13 protein-coding genes are annotated in these 15,322 nt (G+C 64.1%); 3 read left to right on the top strand and 10 right to left on the bottom strand.

What is annotated here, in order from left to right; genetic code table 11:
- Positions 1-40 precede the first annotated feature (40 nt).
- From H6955_03085 to H6955_03060, 6 genes are all read right to left on the bottom strand, one after another.
- Positions 41-751, bottom strand: a complete 711-nt coding sequence (locus tag H6955_03085) for a hypothetical protein (protein MCP5312513.1) — start codon at positions 749-751, stop codon at positions 41-43.
- 11 nt (positions 752-762) lie between these two features.
- A complete protein-coding gene (locus H6955_03080) occupies positions 763-1,560 on the bottom strand; it encodes an ABC transporter permease (GenBank protein ID MCP5312512.1) in 798 nt (265 codons plus the stop codon).
- A 32-nt stretch (positions 1,561-1,592) separates the two neighbouring features.
- A complete protein-coding gene (locus H6955_03075) occupies positions 1,593-3,980 on the bottom strand; it encodes a GAF domain-containing protein (GenBank protein ID MCP5312511.1) in 2,388 nt (795 codons plus the stop codon).
- Positions 3,981-4,386: 406 nt separating this feature from the next.
- On the bottom strand, positions 4,387-5,277 hold the full coding sequence (locus H6955_03070) for a VOC family protein (GenBank protein ID MCP5312510.1): 891 nt from the start codon (positions 5,275-5,277) through the stop codon (positions 4,387-4,389).
- Between the two features lie 116 nt (positions 5,278-5,393).
- Complete coding sequence (locus tag H6955_03065) at positions 5,394-6,209, bottom strand: alpha/beta hydrolase (protein MCP5312509.1); 816 nt, start codon at positions 6,207-6,209, stop codon at positions 5,394-5,396.
- A 46-nt stretch (positions 6,210-6,255) separates the two neighbouring features.
- Entirely contained in the window at positions 6,256-6,678 is a 423-nt protein-coding gene (locus H6955_03060; GenBank protein MCP5312508.1) for an OsmC family protein, read from the bottom strand.
- Positions 6,679-6,834: 156 nt separating this feature from the next.
- Between H6955_03060 and H6955_03055 the strand changes: the two genes are divergently transcribed.
- Together H6955_03055 and H6955_03050 are read left to right on the top strand one after the other, a co-directional pair.
- A complete protein-coding gene (locus H6955_03055; protein ID MCP5312507.1) occupies positions 6,835-7,578 on the top strand; it encodes a dienelactone hydrolase family protein in 744 nt (247 codons plus the stop codon).
- Between the two features lie 8 nt (positions 7,579-7,586).
- The gene (locus H6955_03050; GenBank protein ID MCP5312506.1) at positions 7,587-8,243 is read left to right on the top strand and encodes a histidine phosphatase family protein; all 657 of its coding nucleotides are present in this window, start codon (positions 7,587-7,589) and stop codon (positions 8,241-8,243) included.
- A gap of 37 nt (positions 8,244-8,280) precedes the next feature.
- Here H6955_03050 and H6955_03045 read toward each other — a convergent pair whose 3' ends face one another.
- The 4 genes from H6955_03045 to H6955_03030 are packed head-to-tail and all read right to left on the bottom strand — an operon-like array spanning position 8,281 to position 14,324.
- The gene (locus tag H6955_03045; GenBank protein ID MCP5312505.1) at positions 8,281-9,315 is read right to left on the bottom strand and encodes a response regulator; all 1,035 of its coding nucleotides are present in this window, start codon (positions 9,313-9,315) and stop codon (positions 8,281-8,283) included.
- 19 nt (positions 9,316-9,334) lie between these two features.
- Positions 9,335-10,492, bottom strand: a complete 1,158-nt coding sequence (locus H6955_03040; protein MCP5312504.1) for a fused response regulator/phosphatase — start codon at positions 10,490-10,492, stop codon at positions 9,335-9,337.
- Entirely contained in the window at positions 10,489-13,779 is a 3,291-nt protein-coding gene (locus tag H6955_03035) for a response regulator (GenBank protein ID MCP5312503.1), read from the bottom strand. Before H6955_03035 ends, H6955_03040 begins: the two co-directional genes overlap by 4 nt.
- The gene (locus H6955_03030) at positions 13,776-14,324 is read right to left on the bottom strand and encodes a heme NO-binding domain-containing protein (GenBank protein ID MCP5312502.1); all 549 of its coding nucleotides are present in this window, start codon (positions 14,322-14,324) and stop codon (positions 13,776-13,778) included. Before H6955_03030 ends, H6955_03035 begins: the two co-directional genes overlap by 4 nt.
- 167 nt (positions 14,325-14,491) lie before the next feature.
- On the opposite strand from H6955_03030, the gene H6955_03025 reads away from it, so the two are divergent.
- Positions 14,492-15,322, top strand: coding sequence for a phosphate/phosphite/phosphonate ABC transporter substrate-binding protein (locus tag H6955_03025; GenBank protein MCP5312501.1), 831 nt, complete (start codon positions 14,492-14,494; stop codon positions 15,320-15,322).

Genomic DNA, 15,322 nt, shown 5'->3' with positions numbered 1-15,322 from the left:
CGAATTCGGACGTATACGCCCGTTGAGCACAATGCGCAGTTCAAGGCCGTCCTCCCAGCGGATGCAGTTGCGAACCGACCACGTGATGACGCCGGTCCGCGGGGATACCGCGATCGGCGGCGAGCTGGCGGTGTTCGGTGAACCATAGCACCGCACCGCCGCGGCGGCGGACCTGCTGAATCGCTTCGATCAACGGCGCCAGCATGGCCGAGTCCTCAAACTGCATCGGGTGTTCGAGAATAACCAGCACGGGGCGGCCGAGAAAGGCCCGCACGCACGCAGCGCGTTCGAGGTCAGACACCAGACAACGTGCCGGCAACTCGGTGGGCAGGCCGGGCAGGCCAAAACGTTGTGCCAGCTTGCCGGCCTGTTCGCGCAGCACCCGGTCCTCGACGACCCCGTTGTGTCTGGCCGGTAGCAGGACGCTGTCGATCACCGGTCTTGTCTCGTTCCAGTTGCCATCACCGCGCACGCGACCGATGCCGCGCCGCAGGCGCAGCGATGCATCGTGATCGAGGTCGTGCCATGCCTGACCAAGATAGCGGACCGTACCGCCGGCACTACCGATACCGAGCAGGGCGTCAGCAACCGTCGTGGCGGTGCGGCGGTCGCGCAGATACAACAGGTGCAACTCGCCGGCCAGCACCTGCAGATCGAATTCGAGCGCCGACAGGCCGGTGTCGGCCGCGATCCGCAGCCGGTGTGTATCGAGAATCGGGCCATCGCTGTCGGTGGGGGCGTCGGACATCATCTGGACAGGGCTCAGAAGGCGCTCGAGAGCAGCGTGTTGATCAGGAAGGTTGCGAGCAGCGAGAGCATGAATGCCTGAGGCAATGCCTTACGGATACCGTGCAGGCGCCGGTTGGCGCGCATGCCGAGCCGGATCGAGATATACGCCACCGCGAAACCGGTCAGCAACGGCTTGGTGAACAATACCGCGTGATCGGCGAGCGACATCGTGCCGAACACGTCACCGATGAACTCGCCGGCGCCGAGCTTGGTCACCCCGGCGACCGATGCGGCTACGTACCCGGACCAGAGCGCGGTGTGCAGGAACACCAGCGTCAGCAGCAGGGTCGCCAATGCGGTCGCGAAGCAGCGCGGAATCACCAGCAGATCGACCGGATCGATGCCGCAGGATTCGAGCAGGCGGAGATGGCCGCTGACTGCGAGTTGGCCGACCTCGTCCACCAGTGCGGCGCCGCTGCGCCCGATCACGACCAAGGCGGTGAACAGCGGTGCGATCTGGCGCACCAGTGCGAGTACCAGGAACTCTCCGATGCGTCCCTGCTGACCCGCGTAACCGAGCCAATAGAGGATCTGGAGCACCAGGCCGATCGCGACCAGCAGCGCGATCACGACCACCGCGGGGACAGCGCGTAGCCCCACCTCGTACAGGTAGCCGGCGAACTCCTCACGCATCGTGCGCCGCCAGCGACTCGCGACGAAGCCACGCCCAAAAACGCTGACCAGCTCACCGATCAGGAACAGGCCACGCTCGCCGCGGTGCATCAGGCGACGCACGACGTTGTGCAGGATACGTAGCACTCGCGGTGCCACGCTGTTGCGACGCCTAGCGGAGTGTTCGAGATTCACAGGCGGCCACCCAGCAGGTAGGTCGTGAACTCGCCGAGCCCTTCGAGGTAGTGATGGCCGCGTAGCTGAAACAGATAGTGGTCACGCAGTGCCTGATAGACCGTCTCACTGACATGGATCGCACCCGGAAGGCCGCTGTCTGCCAGGTGCCCCGCGGTCTGCACGGCCTCGCCCCAGAACGCGAATGTCGCCGGCGACTGGCTGATCACACTGCCGATCGCCGGACCGATATCGATGCCGATGCGGAAAGCCAGTGGGACGCGATGGCCGGCGAATGCGTTCTCGCAAAGGGTCTTGGCGTCCAGCGCAAAGGCGACGACGTGGTCCAGGCCGACGGCCGAATCTTCGTTCGGATCGACAGAGGCGACGACTTGATCACTGAAGAACTTCAGGTAAGCGACCCGGTGCTGCGCCGCGGCCTCTTGCAGGCCGCGCACGACGACGCTGACGATCGGCTCCTCGGCTTGTGCCTCGGCCGGGGCCGCGAGCACGGTGGCGTCCGTCAGCCGCAGGGTCATTACCGGGAGGGCGTCGATCAGGCGCGCACCGACGTCCCCGGCGTGATCCGACAGACGTGCAGCGAATGCCGCGGCCCGCCGCTGGCCCAGGCTGGTGTCGATGTCTTGCAGCGGGAACGGTATCGGGGTGCGCGGCGCCTGCTGTACGCCCACCGGCTGGGAGGTAGGCGATACGGCGCGGTCGTCGGCGCCTGCCGCCGGTGTCGTCGCCGATGCCACCCGCAATGCGAGCAGGCTGGCGGCGGCCCTGGCGAATCGCACGGTCTGCTCCGGCCATGTCTCGCGCGGCGCCTGGTCCTCGAGCCACAGCGCACCGCGCACCCGCGAACCGTGCGCGATCGGTAGACCGAGCAGCGCGCGGCATCCGAGTGGCGACAGGTAGGGCACATCGAGCGATGCGAGGCGGGCATCGTCACCGGCGTCCGGGGCGACCACCTCCGTGCGCGCCTGCAGCGCCTCGAACAACGCCGGATGGTCGCGTCTCAGCAGGCGTGTCCCGCGGGTGTGGCCTTCCGCATCGCGATCGTAGCAATCCACGCACTCGAGTGCCTCGGTCTTTGCGCTCCAGTGCCATATGCTGACGCGGTGCACGTCCGCGGCGCGGCAGATTGCCTCGCTGAACGGCCTATGGGCCGATCCGGGCGGCCCCGCCAGGGTGTCGATCGCGCTGGCACGCGCGTCCAGCAGGGCCTGCTGCTCGAGCACGTGCAGGGCGTCGCGGTCGGCGCGCAGACCCTGGCGGATCAGCAGACCGGCCAGCAATGCGGCGAGCGTGATGACGCTGAGCCCGAGCAACAAAGTCTGCCGAACGTTGTCGACGACGAAGCCGACAAAGTCGTCTTCGGGCACGACGATCAGGATTGTCCACGCGCGGTGCAGCAAGGGTTCCAGCGACCAGGTGGAACTGATGTAACGGCGGCCGTCGAGGTCGAACTCGCGGCGTCCGTGACCCTCGACGCGGAAATGATCGAACGCACGCGTCACGACCGGATTGCGGAGATCGTCGATCCTGGTGAGGCGCAGTCCACCGTCGGCGCCCTCGCGGATCAGTTCGGCGCGCGGATGGGCGATCACGGTACCCTGGTCGTCGGCGATCAGGGCGATACCTGTCTTGCCGATCGTCAGGGATTGCAGAAAAAGGCTCAGGCTCTGCAGGGTCACGTCGGCACCGATCACCGACTTGACGCCGCCGTCGGCAGCGGTAACCGGCAGCGATGCGGTAATCCCTGCGGCGTGACTGCTGAAAAACGGATACACATCGGTCCAGAACAGATCGCCGGTCGCCTGCGCACCGCTGTACCAGGGCCGCTCGCGGGGATCGTAGTTGTCCCAGGGTGCGAGACGACGCGCAAGCGCCTTGCCCGCGGCGTCTAGGGTCACGTACTCGATCTTCCGTTCCGTCCCGGTCTCGGCCGCCGGGATCAGCTTGGTCTCGAAGGTGGCGGCCTGGCCGTTGTCGAGACGTCGAACCATCAGGAAGGCACCCTGCCGGTCGCCGGCGAACAGCGCGCTGAGCTGCGGCGCGTTACGCAGTGCGCCAACGCCGATCGCCACACCGCGGGCCTGCCTGTCCTCACCAGCCGGCTGGTCACCGAGCAGGTCCCGGGTCAGGCGAATGATCCCGGAGATGGGCAGCAGGTATGCCTCCACTTCGGTCTCGATACGACTCTGCAGGTTGATGATCACACCCTGCGACAATGCCAGCGCGTCTTCGCGCATCATCCGGTAGTCGAGTACCGCGGTTCCGACCAATGCGAGCAGCATGATCGCCACCACGCCGATCGGCAGCAGGATGCGCCGACGTCGACGGCGCAAGCGGGCCCGCGCCTCTTCGAAACCTTGATAATCGAACCCCGTACCGCTCATCTGCCGCGCCGTTCAGGATGCGTCGTCGGTGCACGTCGCCCGGCGGCCGCCATCGACATCCGGCAACCGCATCGCACGCGCTTGATGCCGTTCGTTCAACGCAGTCGACCTCGCGGCATCGGTCGCGGCGCGGGGCGCGGAATGGGACGTGCGGGCAGCGGGGTGGGGTGCACCGGCGCCGGCGCAATCGGATGAACCGGTCGCGGCCGATCGGGCCGGTCCGGGCGGGGAGGCGGTGGAACGATGAATATGTCGTCATCGTGCCAATGATCGTACGGCCAGTAATAGCCCGTGCTGTAGCTGATCCCGACGTGCGTCGACGTGCGGCCACCGCTGCAGCCGCCGAGCAGCAGGCCGGCCGCTGCCAGGCCCACCAAGACGTTGCGTCCGGTGTGCGTGCAAAGCTTCATTGGCCACCCCCCACACCGGATTCCGGCCATTCGGCAAGGCCGAGCGCAGCGCCCACCGGATCTATGATCACCGCGATGCGTCCCGCACGGATGTCCTTTGCCGGCGCGACCAGTACCTGCGCGCCGGCGGCCTCTGCTCTGGCGAGCGCTGCGGACAGGTCGGCGACCCGGATATACGGCAGCCAGGCGGAGGCGCGGTCGTTGCCCTTGACCTGCACGATGCCGGCACGTGGGTAATCTGCGGCGACCAGGTGCCATTCGTCGAAATCACCCGAAGCCTCGGCGTGTTGGATGTGATATCCGGCCAGCGATTCGTAGAACGTCGCCATACGTTTGCCATCGGCAGCCCACAGTTCCATCCACAACAGGTTGCCGATCTCGGGGAAACGATCCGGTGGGTCCCCGCCGTCGGTGCGAATGATGGCGAACACGGCGCCTTCCGGGTCGGCCAGCACGGCGACCTCGCCGCGGCCTTTGAGATCACGCGGGCCAAGACGGATCGCGCCTCCGTGCTCGGTCGCGTCTTGCGTGGCTGCCGCCACGTCGGCAACCGACAACAGGCCGAGCCAGCGCGCCTTACGTGCCGACTCGTTGCCGCGCGGGTCTGCAACGATGCCGGCGACAGGGCGGCCGTCATCGCGGGCCAACAGGTAACGGTCGCGCGCGCCCTGGTGAGGTTCGAACGTCCAGCCGAATACGCTGCTGTAGAAACGCTGCGCCGTGTCGACGTCGCGGGTCAGCAGATCGATCCAGACCCAGCGCCCTGCCGTGTACTGTGCTGTCGGCGATTCGCTGATCGCGGGCCAACGCGGTGGTGTGGCGCAGCCTCCCAACACGACCGCCAGCAGCAGGATCAGCCCGATGGGGCACTTGTGTGTGACGTTCACTCTCGGTTCTCCACGATGCTGCCGCCTCCCTGGCTGTGGCACGACATCGGCCATCGTGCGGCGCGGCCGTCGGTCGCTTGAGAATAGCCGATCGGCGGTGTCCGATGCGAACGCGGTCAGCGTTTTGCCGCATGCAGATCGCGCAGAAAGGTCTGCAGGACCTGTGCATATCGGGGTTGACTGAACAGGAAGCCGTCGTTGTGGCCGCCGCGCAGTGCAACGAAACGTTTCGGTTCGGGCGCCGCGTCGAACAGCCGTTGGCCGAGTGCGAAGGGTATGACCTCGTCCTCTGGACTGTGCAGCACCAGGAGCGGCGCGCGCGATTGCGCGATGGCATGGGCTGCGTCGAAGGAGTGACGCAGCCACACGATGCGCGACAGCACCGGGAACATGGTGTGCGCATAATCGCGTGCCGAGCTGAAAGTGGATTCGAGGATCACCGCACGCGGATGCACCTGGGAGGCCAGGTGCGCGGCGACCGCCCCGCCGAGCGATCGGCCGAAGACCACGATATCGGCACTGTCGATCCCACGTTGTCTGGTCAGGTAGTCCCACGCGGCGGCGGCGTCCCGGTACAGACCGGATTCGCCCGGTAGTCCCGTGCTGCGCCCGTAACCGCGATAGTCGAAGATCAGTACCGCCATTCCGAGTCCTGCGAAGATCTCGAGCGACTCGCGACGGTGCGAGATGTTTCCCGCATTGCCGTGCAGGAAAAGTAGCGTAGGGCCGGACGCGGGACCCGGCAGGAACCAGCCATGCAGGCTTGCGCCGTCTTCGGTCTGAAACACGACGTCTTCGTACACCATGCCCCAGTCGGCAGGCGTCGCTTCGAGTACCGGTGACGGGAAGAACGTCATCTGTGGCTGCAACAGATACATCACGCCGTTGAGTACGAGCAATGACAGCAGCGCGATCGTCAATCCGCCAAGCATGCGTCTCACATCACGCGGCCGGACTATGGTCTGCGACGCCGCTGCATCAGGTGGAAATCTGCGGCTCGATATCGACCGGGCAGCGTAGCGAGCGTGCGACGAGGCAGCTGCGGTGTGCCTTCTCGACGACCCGTTGGGCGAGCGCCTCGCTACCGCTGTCCACGAGGATCTCCGGCCGGATCAGAATTCGTTTGAAGTGGTAGCCGGCCTTCTCTTCGCGTTCCAGTTCGCCCTCGGCCCTGGACCGATAGGCGCGTACCTCGAGTTTCGACAGGCGGGCGATCAACAGTACATAGTTGGCCAGGCAGATCTCCGCCGTCGCGACCAACAGGTGCTCCGGGCAGTAGTGGGAGACATCGTGGGGGGTGCCGGTGAGCAGGTCGGGTCGCCCCTCGATCGACAGCAGGCCCGACGATTCCTCACCCCGCCAGGCATAATTTGTCTCGTAGTGCATCGGCAGTTCGGCCATTGTTGACTCCCTTGGATGCGGTGCGCCGGGATGGCGCGGCCGTGGCGCAGAGGTTAACCGTGATCACACCATGGAAACCACCCCGCCTTTCGCGAGGAGGTTTTCTATACTTCTCCTGCGCCCAAAGTCTCGCGATCACAGGTTCCGGAGGTCTGCATGTTCGGCACAATGATTCTCGTCGTCGGACTGTCGTTGATGGCACCTGTGGCCACGGCAATCGAAGGTGCCGCGGTTACCTACGAGGTCAACGGCCAACCCTACGAAGGCTATTACGTATCGCCGTCGGCCGAGGCCCCCTTCGTGTTGTTGCTGCATGACTGGGACGGCCTCACCGGTTACGAGATCAAGCGCGCGCAGATGCTCGCGGAGCTCGGTTATCAGGTCTTTGCCGCCGACCTGTTCGGTGCCGGCGTACGCCCGACCAAGGTGGAAGACCGGCGCCAGCACACCGGTGAACTGTACAAGGACCGGGAGAAGATGCGCGCGCTGATGGACGGTGCAATTGCGGCCGCTGCCGCGCAGGGTGCGAACGTCGATCGCGCGGTGGCGATGGGCTATTGCTTCGGCGGTGCGGCCGTGCTGGAACTGGCGCGCGCCGGTGCCGACATGCGGGGGTTCGTGACCTTCCACGGTGGCCTGGGTACGCCCGAGGGCCAGGACTACTCGAAGGTGCATGGCGAGATCCTGGTACTGCACGGTTCCGCCGACACGGCGATCAGCCTGGATGATTTCGCCGCACTCGGTAAACAGCTGGAACAGGCCGGTGTCGGACACGAGATGATCTCCTACAGCGGTGCACCGCATGCCTTCACTGTGTTCGGCGGCGAGCGTTACCGCGAGCAGGCCGACCGGAAATCATGGAACCGGTTCGTCGCGTTTTTGCGCGAGCAACTGCAATAGGCCGGGCGATGGGGTCGCCCGGACACAGGCCGCACCGCCTGCTGGCGGGGATCGGTCTGCTGTGGCTTTGCGCCGGGGCAATGGCGAACGAGCGGCCGGTCGAACTGCAGGGACAGGCGCTGATCGGCGCGCTGCGCAGCGGTGGATACAGCCTGTACATGCGACACGCGGCGACCGATTGGTCGGTGCAGGACCGGGTGACCGGCGAGGGTGATTGGACCTCGTGCGATGCGCAGCGCATGCGCCCTCTTTCTGCGACGGGAAGGGCCACGGCACGTAGGGTCGGCGAGGCGATGCGTGCGCTCGAAATTCCGGTCGCCCGGGTTGTCGCCAGTCCCTATTGCCGCACCCGCGAGACCGCCGGGTTGCTCGGAATGGGCGAGGTGGAGGTCTCCGACGCGGTGATCAATCTGCGTGTCGCCCGCTATTTCGGAGGACGCGCCGCGGTGATCGCGACCGCGCGGCAATTGCTCTCTACGTCGCCGGTTGCCGGTGGCAATACCTTGGTCGTCGCGCACGGCAACGTTGCTCGCGAGGCGACGCCGGTCTATCCCGACGAGGCCGAAACGGTGGTATTCGAGGCCGATGGGCGCGGCGGGTTCCGTCTGGTCGGACGGCTCAAGCCTTCCGATTGGTACAGCTTGGCCGGTATTCCGGCACCTTGAATCCGGGCCGAAGTGCTTGCGTCGGGCTGGCCGGCGATCAGGGGACGTCTGCCGCCTGCTCGGTGTCCCAGCGCTCCTTGATCGCGAGAATCTCCTGTCGGATTGCGATGAAACGCTCGACGAGGTGCGGGTCGAATTGCGTGCCGGCGTGTTCGACCAGGTATCCCAAGGCATCGTCGATCGTCCAGGGGGTCTTGTAGGGTCGCTCCATCGTCAATGCGTCGAACACGTCGGCGATGGCGACGATACGTGCGCTCTCGGCGATCTGCGTGCCGCGCCGGCCATGCGGATAGCCACTACCGTCCCATCGCTCATGGTGTGACAGGGCGATCGTGGCCGCCGTCTGGAACAATTCGGTCTGACTGCGGCTCAGTATCTTGTGACCGATCAGCGTGTGGGTCTTCATGATCTCCCATTCATTCTCGGTCAGCTTGCGCGGCGCTTTGAGTATGCTGTCGGGGATGCCGATTTTCCCGGTGTCGTGCATCGGGGCGGCAAGTTCGAGCAGTTGCGCCTGTTCGACCGACCATTGCGTTGCGCGCGCCAGTGCCGCGCAGTAGGCGGCCATGCGCCAGATGTGCGTGCCGGTGTCGTTGTCGTTGTAGTGTCCGGCGTCGCCGAGCATGAAGATCGCCGCCTTCTGCACCTGCTCCAGCTCGCGCGTACGTTCCAGAACGGTACGCTGGCAGGCGCGCTTCTGATCGGCAAGTGTGAGGTGATTGCGAACCCGGGCCCGGACCAGCGCCGGATTGACCGGCTTCGAAATATAGTCGACCGCACCGGCGTCGAATCCGGTTTGTTCGTCTTCCGCATCGGCCTTCGCTGTGACGAAAATCACGGGAATGTCACAGGTCGATGGGTCGGAGCGGAGTTGGCGACAGACCTCATAGCCGTCCATCTCCGGCATCATGACGTCGAGCAGAATCAGGTCGGGCGGTCGTTGTTGCACGATACGCATCGCAAGCGCGCCGGTGGTCGCTGCACGCACGCTGTAGGCGTCGCTCAGGATCGCCTTCAGTACATCGATATTCTGTGGCGTATCGTCGACTACCAGGATGTCCTGCCTGTGCAGCAGGTCTTGTGTCTCGCCGTTATCCGCCATCAGGCCCACCAAAACCGTCGATCTTCAGTATCGTCAGGTCATCCAGCCGATGGGGATCCGCTGCCTGCGACACGATCTCGTCGATCACCGCCTCGACGCGTTGGGCGTGCCGCTCCAGGGCCTCGCGAACCCGGGCGATGCCGAACATGCTGTCGTCCTTGCAGACCGCCTCGATGGGTCCGTCGGTCAGCAGGTAGAGGGTCTCGCGGGCGTCCAGCGACAGCTGCCTCGCCTCGTACCGCTGTGCCGTCGACTGGATGCCCATCGGCAACTCCCAGGAAGACAGCTGTGACCAGTGTCCCGCGGAATCACGGTGCAACAGATCCGGGTTGCCGAAGCTCCATACCTCGGCCGCCGACGCGGGTGAGGTGATGCGCACGGCCGCCGAGGCCATGAAGCAGCGCAGTGGCAGGCGACGCACCAGCACGTTGTTGATCTCTACCAGGATGTCCTCGAACGGCTGATCGGCCGCTGTCAGCGAATAGAACAGATGTGCCACCAGCGGTGTGCCGACTGCCGCGGACAACCCGTGCCCGGTGAAATCACCCAGCAGGATGTGCTGGTCACCGTTCGGTCTGAGTGCCGACAGCACCAGGTCTCCGCCGGCGGTGTCGCAGGAGTGGCTCGACCAGGTTATGTTCTCGGCATGGAACTGATCGTCGTTGAGCATGCTCAGCACGATCTCGGCAATCAGTTTGCGTTCCTGGGCCATCTGGTCGTTTGCCGTGTGCAGTGCTTTGCGTGCCACCGATAGTTCGATATGCGAACGAACACGGGCGCGCAGCGTGACCGGTACGATCGGTTTGGAGACGAAGTCCACCGCGCCGGCGGCAAATCCCCGCAGCTCGTCGCCGGAGCTGTCGAGGCTGGTTACAAAGATCACGGGGATGTCGCGCGTCGCCGAATCGTTCTTGAGCTGTTGGCATACGGCGAAACCGTCATCGTGGTCCATGACCACATCCAGCAGGATCAGGTCCGGGTGCTGGCGGCGGGCAATTTCGACGCCCTGGTGGGCGCTGATCGTCGCCAGCAGCTGGAACTCCCCCTGCAATGCCGCGTGTATCGTGTCCAGCACTTCTGGCGAGTCGTCGATGGCCAGTATCTTTCGCCGTGCTTCACCGGTGTTTGCGTCCATCGTCTGGTTCATGCGGACACCGCCAGTTCCCGTGCCGACGCGTGTGCCGTTTCGTAGTCATAGCGGCGGATCGCGTTCTGCACCTGGACCAGCTTGGTGTGCGACAGCTGGTCGCCGGCAATCTGCATCAGGCGCTCGAAAGTCCCTTCGGCTGCGGTGTCGAATGCGGCGAGCTGCTGTAGCAGCCGGTCGATCAGTTGTTTTGTCTCGACAGCCGAGTAGGCCGGTGAGGGAACTTTCTGGGCAAGGGACACGGGCAGGCCACGAAGTTGCTCGACCACCAGTTCGAGTTCGTGCTGCAGGGTGTCGTGTTCGGCGGGTGCATACGGTGGATCAGCGCGCATCCGACCTTCGGCATCGGCCGCGAGTTGTTGCAACCGGGTGGCACCGATGGTCCCCGCGGCACCCTTCAGCGTGTGCAACACGCGTAACGCCTCGCCATCGTTGCCGGCCGCAACTGCGGCGACGGCATCGCGCACCGCGCCAGACTGGTTCTCCACGAATTTGTGCAACAGGCGCAGATAGATCTCACGATTCCCGCCAAGACGTATCAGGCCGGATCGGACATCCAGGCCGGTCAGGCCATCCAGTGCATCGCCGTGGCCTCCGGTGTTTTCGTCGGCAGCGCGGCTTGCCGAGCCGGATTGCGTCTGCGGGTGGATCCATTTCGCCATGATCACGAACATGTCATGCACGTTGATCGGTTTGGCAATGTGGTCATTCATTCCGGCTGCGGTCGCTTCGGTAAGGTCTTGTTTGAGTACGTTTGCAGTCATCGCGATGATCGGGAGTTTGGAGAAACGCGCCTGCTGTCGAATCGCCCGGGTCGCCGTGTATCCGTCCATGATCGGCATCTGCAGGTCCATCAGCACGCCGTCGAAGGCCTGCTCTTCGAGGATATCGAGCGCCTCCTGGCCGTTCGCGGCGACCACGACCTCGATCTGTTCGTTTGTCAGCAGGGTTTGTGCGAGCTCCTGGTTGAATTCGTTGTCTTCGACCAGCAGGATCCGTGCGCCGCGCAGGCGTTCGGTCGCGGTGTCCAGACCGCTCCGCGGAGTGTGCGGGAGGTCCGGGGGCTCGGCAGCGGGATTGCGCCCGACGGCACGGCAGACCGCCTCCCTCAGGTCGCCCGGCGTGACCGGTTTTGGCGCCACTGCGGCGACATCCAGACCGGCTGTGGCGAGTGCTTCCTCGAGTTCCTCTCGGCCATAGGACGTGGTCATGATCACGGGGGGCATGTCTGCGCCCATTACCGACTGCTGGCCGCGTAGGAACTCGATGCCGTCGACGCCGGGTATCTTCCAATCGACCAGCAGGAAGTCGTATCTGCCACTTCGTGTTGCGGTGGACAGGCGGGCGTTTGCCGCGAAGGCGTCTTTCACTGCATCGACATGCACGCCGAGGTTCTCCAGCATCGACGAGAAGATCACTCGCGCGCTGGAGCTGTCGTCGATCAGAAGACATCGCATGTCCTGCAGCTTGATCCTTTGCACATCGTATACCTCGGGGCCGGCATTCCCGGGAACCGTGTCGAATGTCAGTTCGACGCTGAAGGTGCTTCCCTTGCCGGTAACGCTTTGGGCTGAAATCTCCCCACCCATCATCTCGACCAGGCGCTTGCTGATTGCAAGCCCGAGGCCGGTTCCGCCGAACCGACGCGTGGTCGTCGCATCGGCTTGAGAGAACGACTGAAAAAGCTTTTCCTGTTGCTCCGCCGTAATGCCGATTCCGGTGTCGCGTACAGCAAAGACCAACGTGACCTGGCCAGCACTCCGACGCCCGACGTTGACAGCCACCACCACCTCGCCGGCATGCGTAAACTTGATCGCGTTGTTGCAGAGATTCATCAATACCTGATTGATGCGTAGTTGATCGCCAACGATCGTCTGGGGCACGTCGTAACCAACGTCGAACAACAGTTGGAGACCTTTCTCTTCGGCCTTGAATCCCAGCGTATTGGCAAGATCGTCGAACAGCGTCTGCAGGCGAAACGGCACTGACTCGATGTCCAGTTTGCCCGCTTCGATCTTGGAAAGATCGAGGATGTCGTTGATCAGGCCGAGTAGCGAGTCCGCCGAGCGGTGTACCTTCTCGATGTAGTTGCGTTGTCGCCCGGTGAGTTCGGTCTGCAGTGCCAGATGTGACATTCCGATGATCGCGTTCATCGGCGTACGTATCTCGTGGCTCATGTTGGCGAGGAATTCCGATTTCGCACGGCTAGCCTCTTCCGCGCGGCGCGTTGCTTCACGCAGCCGGTCTTCCGTCTGCCTTCGGTCGGTGATGTCCTTGAAGATCGCTACGACGCCGTTCGCCTCGTCGTCCTGGATCAGCGGAACTATCGTGATCGTGACCGGGAACAGGCGGCCATCCTTTGCGGTGAAAGTGTCATACTCGGAGCGGTACTCCCGTTTGTCGCGAAGCAGCTCCGCCACGATATCGTCGGTGCCATACAGGGCGTTGCCGACCGCGTCGGTCAGCTGTACGGCTTCGTGAAATGGCGTCATCGACAGTTCCACCAACGACCAACCGAGCAGGTGCGCCGCTTCGCGGTTGAGAAAGCTGCAGTATCCGTGCTGGTCCAGTGCGTATACGCCCTCGCCCAGAGATTCCGTTAGGCTCTGCAGGAACAATCGACTGTCGCGGACCTCCTCTTGCATATGTTTCTGCAAGGTGATGTCGGTACTGATCGATACGTACTGCTCGGGATGGCCGGCTTCGTCGACGAATGGGACTATCGTTGCCGAGACCCAGTACAGGCTGCCGTGCTTGGCGCGGTTGCAGATCTCTCCGTGCCACACCTGTCCGTGGCTGATCGTGTGCCACAGATCCGAGAAGAAGGTGGGTGCCTGGACGCCCGAGTTGACGAGACGATGGTTCTGGCCGATCAGCTCCTCTCGCTCGTAGCCGCTGATCTCGCACAGCAGTTCGTTCGCGTACACGATGCTTCCGTCCGCGTCCGCGATGCTCACGATGGCATGCTGGTTGATTGCGAACATCTGCCGTTCGATGTCACGTCTCAGGCGTTCGCGGTCCTGCACGATCTCGCTGACCACACGCGTGAGGTCCGCCATGTCGTTGTGCTCGTAGTCCGCAGTCTGCAAGCCGACGCTGGCGAGCAGCGCGTTGGCGGTGCTGCGTAGCACCTCCAGGCTGGCGGCCTGTTCACGTGTCAGGATCTGCAGCTGTTCATTGGACCGGTAGAGGGCGAGACTCTTTTCCTCGAGCAGTTGCTCGGCCTGTTTCCGGGCTCGGCGTTCGCGCTCGAAGCGCCGCTGCAGAATCGCCAATCCGTCGTTCATCTTGGACAGCGTGTCAACTCGAAGGTTGTGACGTAACGGCCATTGGTGTCGTGATCGGTACGCGCGATCTCCACCTTTTCGCCGAACCGGGTGGCACAACCTTCGATCAGTCCCTCGGCGAGGTCGGCGAAAGGGCGACTCGACCGGTAGGTCATGGACATCGAAGCCTGTCCGTCGCGTCGGGTCTCGAACGTTGGCAGCTCCGCCTCCGGATAGAGTTTCCGCACCTCGACGTGCACGTGTTCTTCGATGGTCTCGAGAAACTCGAACACGCCGTCGATATTGGCGAAGAACTGCGGGTACAGGACATCGAAACGCTGCGCGAGGTGGCTACCGAGTGTTCTGACCAGTTCGCTCGTGGCGATGCCGGTGGCCAGGCTGAGGTGTTCCACCATCGCGAGCAGTTCGCGGTGGTCGTAGGTGCCGACCGCGGTGTAGGCCCCACCCGATGCGGGGGCGGTGTCGAGGATCATCGCATCGGCGACCTGAACCGAGAATTTTTCCTCCACCATCTCGACAAATTCGCTGAAAACAATGCCTTTCATTGCCGCCTTCGCCGTGGTCGTATCCGGGGCCGGCGTGGGTAATTGCGCATGCCTGCGGCCCATCCGAAGTTAGCGGCAGCTCTGTTGCAGTCTGAACCTGTCGGGCGGTTGCATTAAAGGAGTGGCCTGTCGCAACCGATTACCGGAAAACCGATAGGGGAGACGACATGAAGCGGTGGATCATCGCGCTGGGAACGGCATGGCTGCTGGCGCTCGGTGGCGCCAGGGCAGACGCGGCGGGGCGCACGCTGACATTTGGCATCGTGCCGCAGCAGGCGGCGAGCAAGCTGGCGATGCTGTGGGGACCGGTCCTCGGATACCTGAGCGGCAAGACGGGTTTCGAGCTCGTTTTCAAGACGGCACCGAATATCCCGGAGTTCGAACGCCGCGTGCGCGCCGGCGAGTACGACCTGGCGTACATGAACCCCTACCATTTCACGGTTTTCAACCGGGCGCCCGGTTATCGCGCGATGGCCCGTCAGGCGGGAGCTCGAATAAAAGGGATCATCGTGGTGCGTCGCGACGACACGGTTCGCGACCTGGCCGGACTTGCGGGTACCGAGCTGGCGTTTCCGGCACCGGCCGCTTTCGCCGCCACGTTGTTGCCCCAGGCGGAACTGCGCCAGCAGGGGGTTCCGTTCACGGCACGATATGTCTCTTCGCACGACTCCGTTTACCGTGGTGTCGCGAAGGGATTGTTCCCGGCCGGCGGCGGCATCCAACGCACCTTCGAGAATGTCGCTCCCGAGGTGCGCGAGCAGCTGCGCATCCTTTGGCATACCAAGGGTTATACGCCTCACGCCATCGCTGCACACCCGTCACTCGACGAAGAAACCTTTCTGAAGGTGCAAACGGCGATGGTACAGATGAACGAGAGCGCTGAAGGCAGGGCACTGCTGGCTGCGATCAAATTCGACGGGCTCCAGGCCGCCACGGATGCGGATTGGGACGATGTGCGTGCGCTGCGCATCGGCGTACTGTCGGAAGACAGGCGCTAA

The sequence above is a fragment of the Chromatiaceae bacterium genome (genome assembly GCA_024235395.1).
GTDB lineage: Bacteria > Pseudomonadota > Gammaproteobacteria > Chromatiales > Chromatiaceae > Thiosocius.
This window is presented reverse-complemented; position numbering and strand designations above follow the sequence as displayed.

Coding starts and splice junctions, on each gene's coding strand:
- H6955_03050 (MCP5312506.1), top strand. CDS start 7,587: ATGGGGTCGCCCGGACACAGGCCGCACCGCCTGCTGGCGGGGATCGGT.
- H6955_03060 (MCP5312508.1), bottom strand. CDS start 6,678: ATGGCCGAACTGCCGATGCACTACGAGACAAATTATGCCTGGCGGGGT.
- H6955_03075 (MCP5312511.1), bottom strand. CDS start 3,980: ATGAGCGGTACGGGGTTCGATTATCAAGGTTTCGAAGAGGCGCGGGCC.
- H6955_03030 (MCP5312502.1), bottom strand. CDS start 14,324: ATGAAAGGCATTGTTTTCAGCGAATTTGTCGAGATGGTGGAGGAAAAA.
- H6955_03040 (MCP5312504.1), bottom strand. CDS start 10,492: ATGAACCAGACGATGGACGCAAACACCGGTGAAGCACGGCGAAAGATA.
- H6955_03065 (MCP5312509.1), bottom strand. CDS start 6,209: ATGCTTGGCGGATTGACGATCGCGCTGCTGTCATTGCTCGTACTCAAC.
- H6955_03035 (MCP5312503.1), bottom strand. CDS start 13,779: ATGAACGACGGATTGGCGATTCTGCAGCGGCGCTTCGAGCGCGAACGC.
- H6955_03055 (MCP5312507.1), top strand. CDS start 6,835: ATGTTCGGCACAATGATTCTCGTCGTCGGACTGTCGTTGATGGCACCT.
- H6955_03085 (MCP5312513.1), bottom strand. CDS start 751: ATGATGTCCGACGCCCCCACCGACAGCGATGGCCCGATTCTCGATACA.
- H6955_03025 (MCP5312501.1), top strand. CDS start 14,492: ATGAAGCGGTGGATCATCGCGCTGGGAACGGCATGGCTGCTGGCGCTC.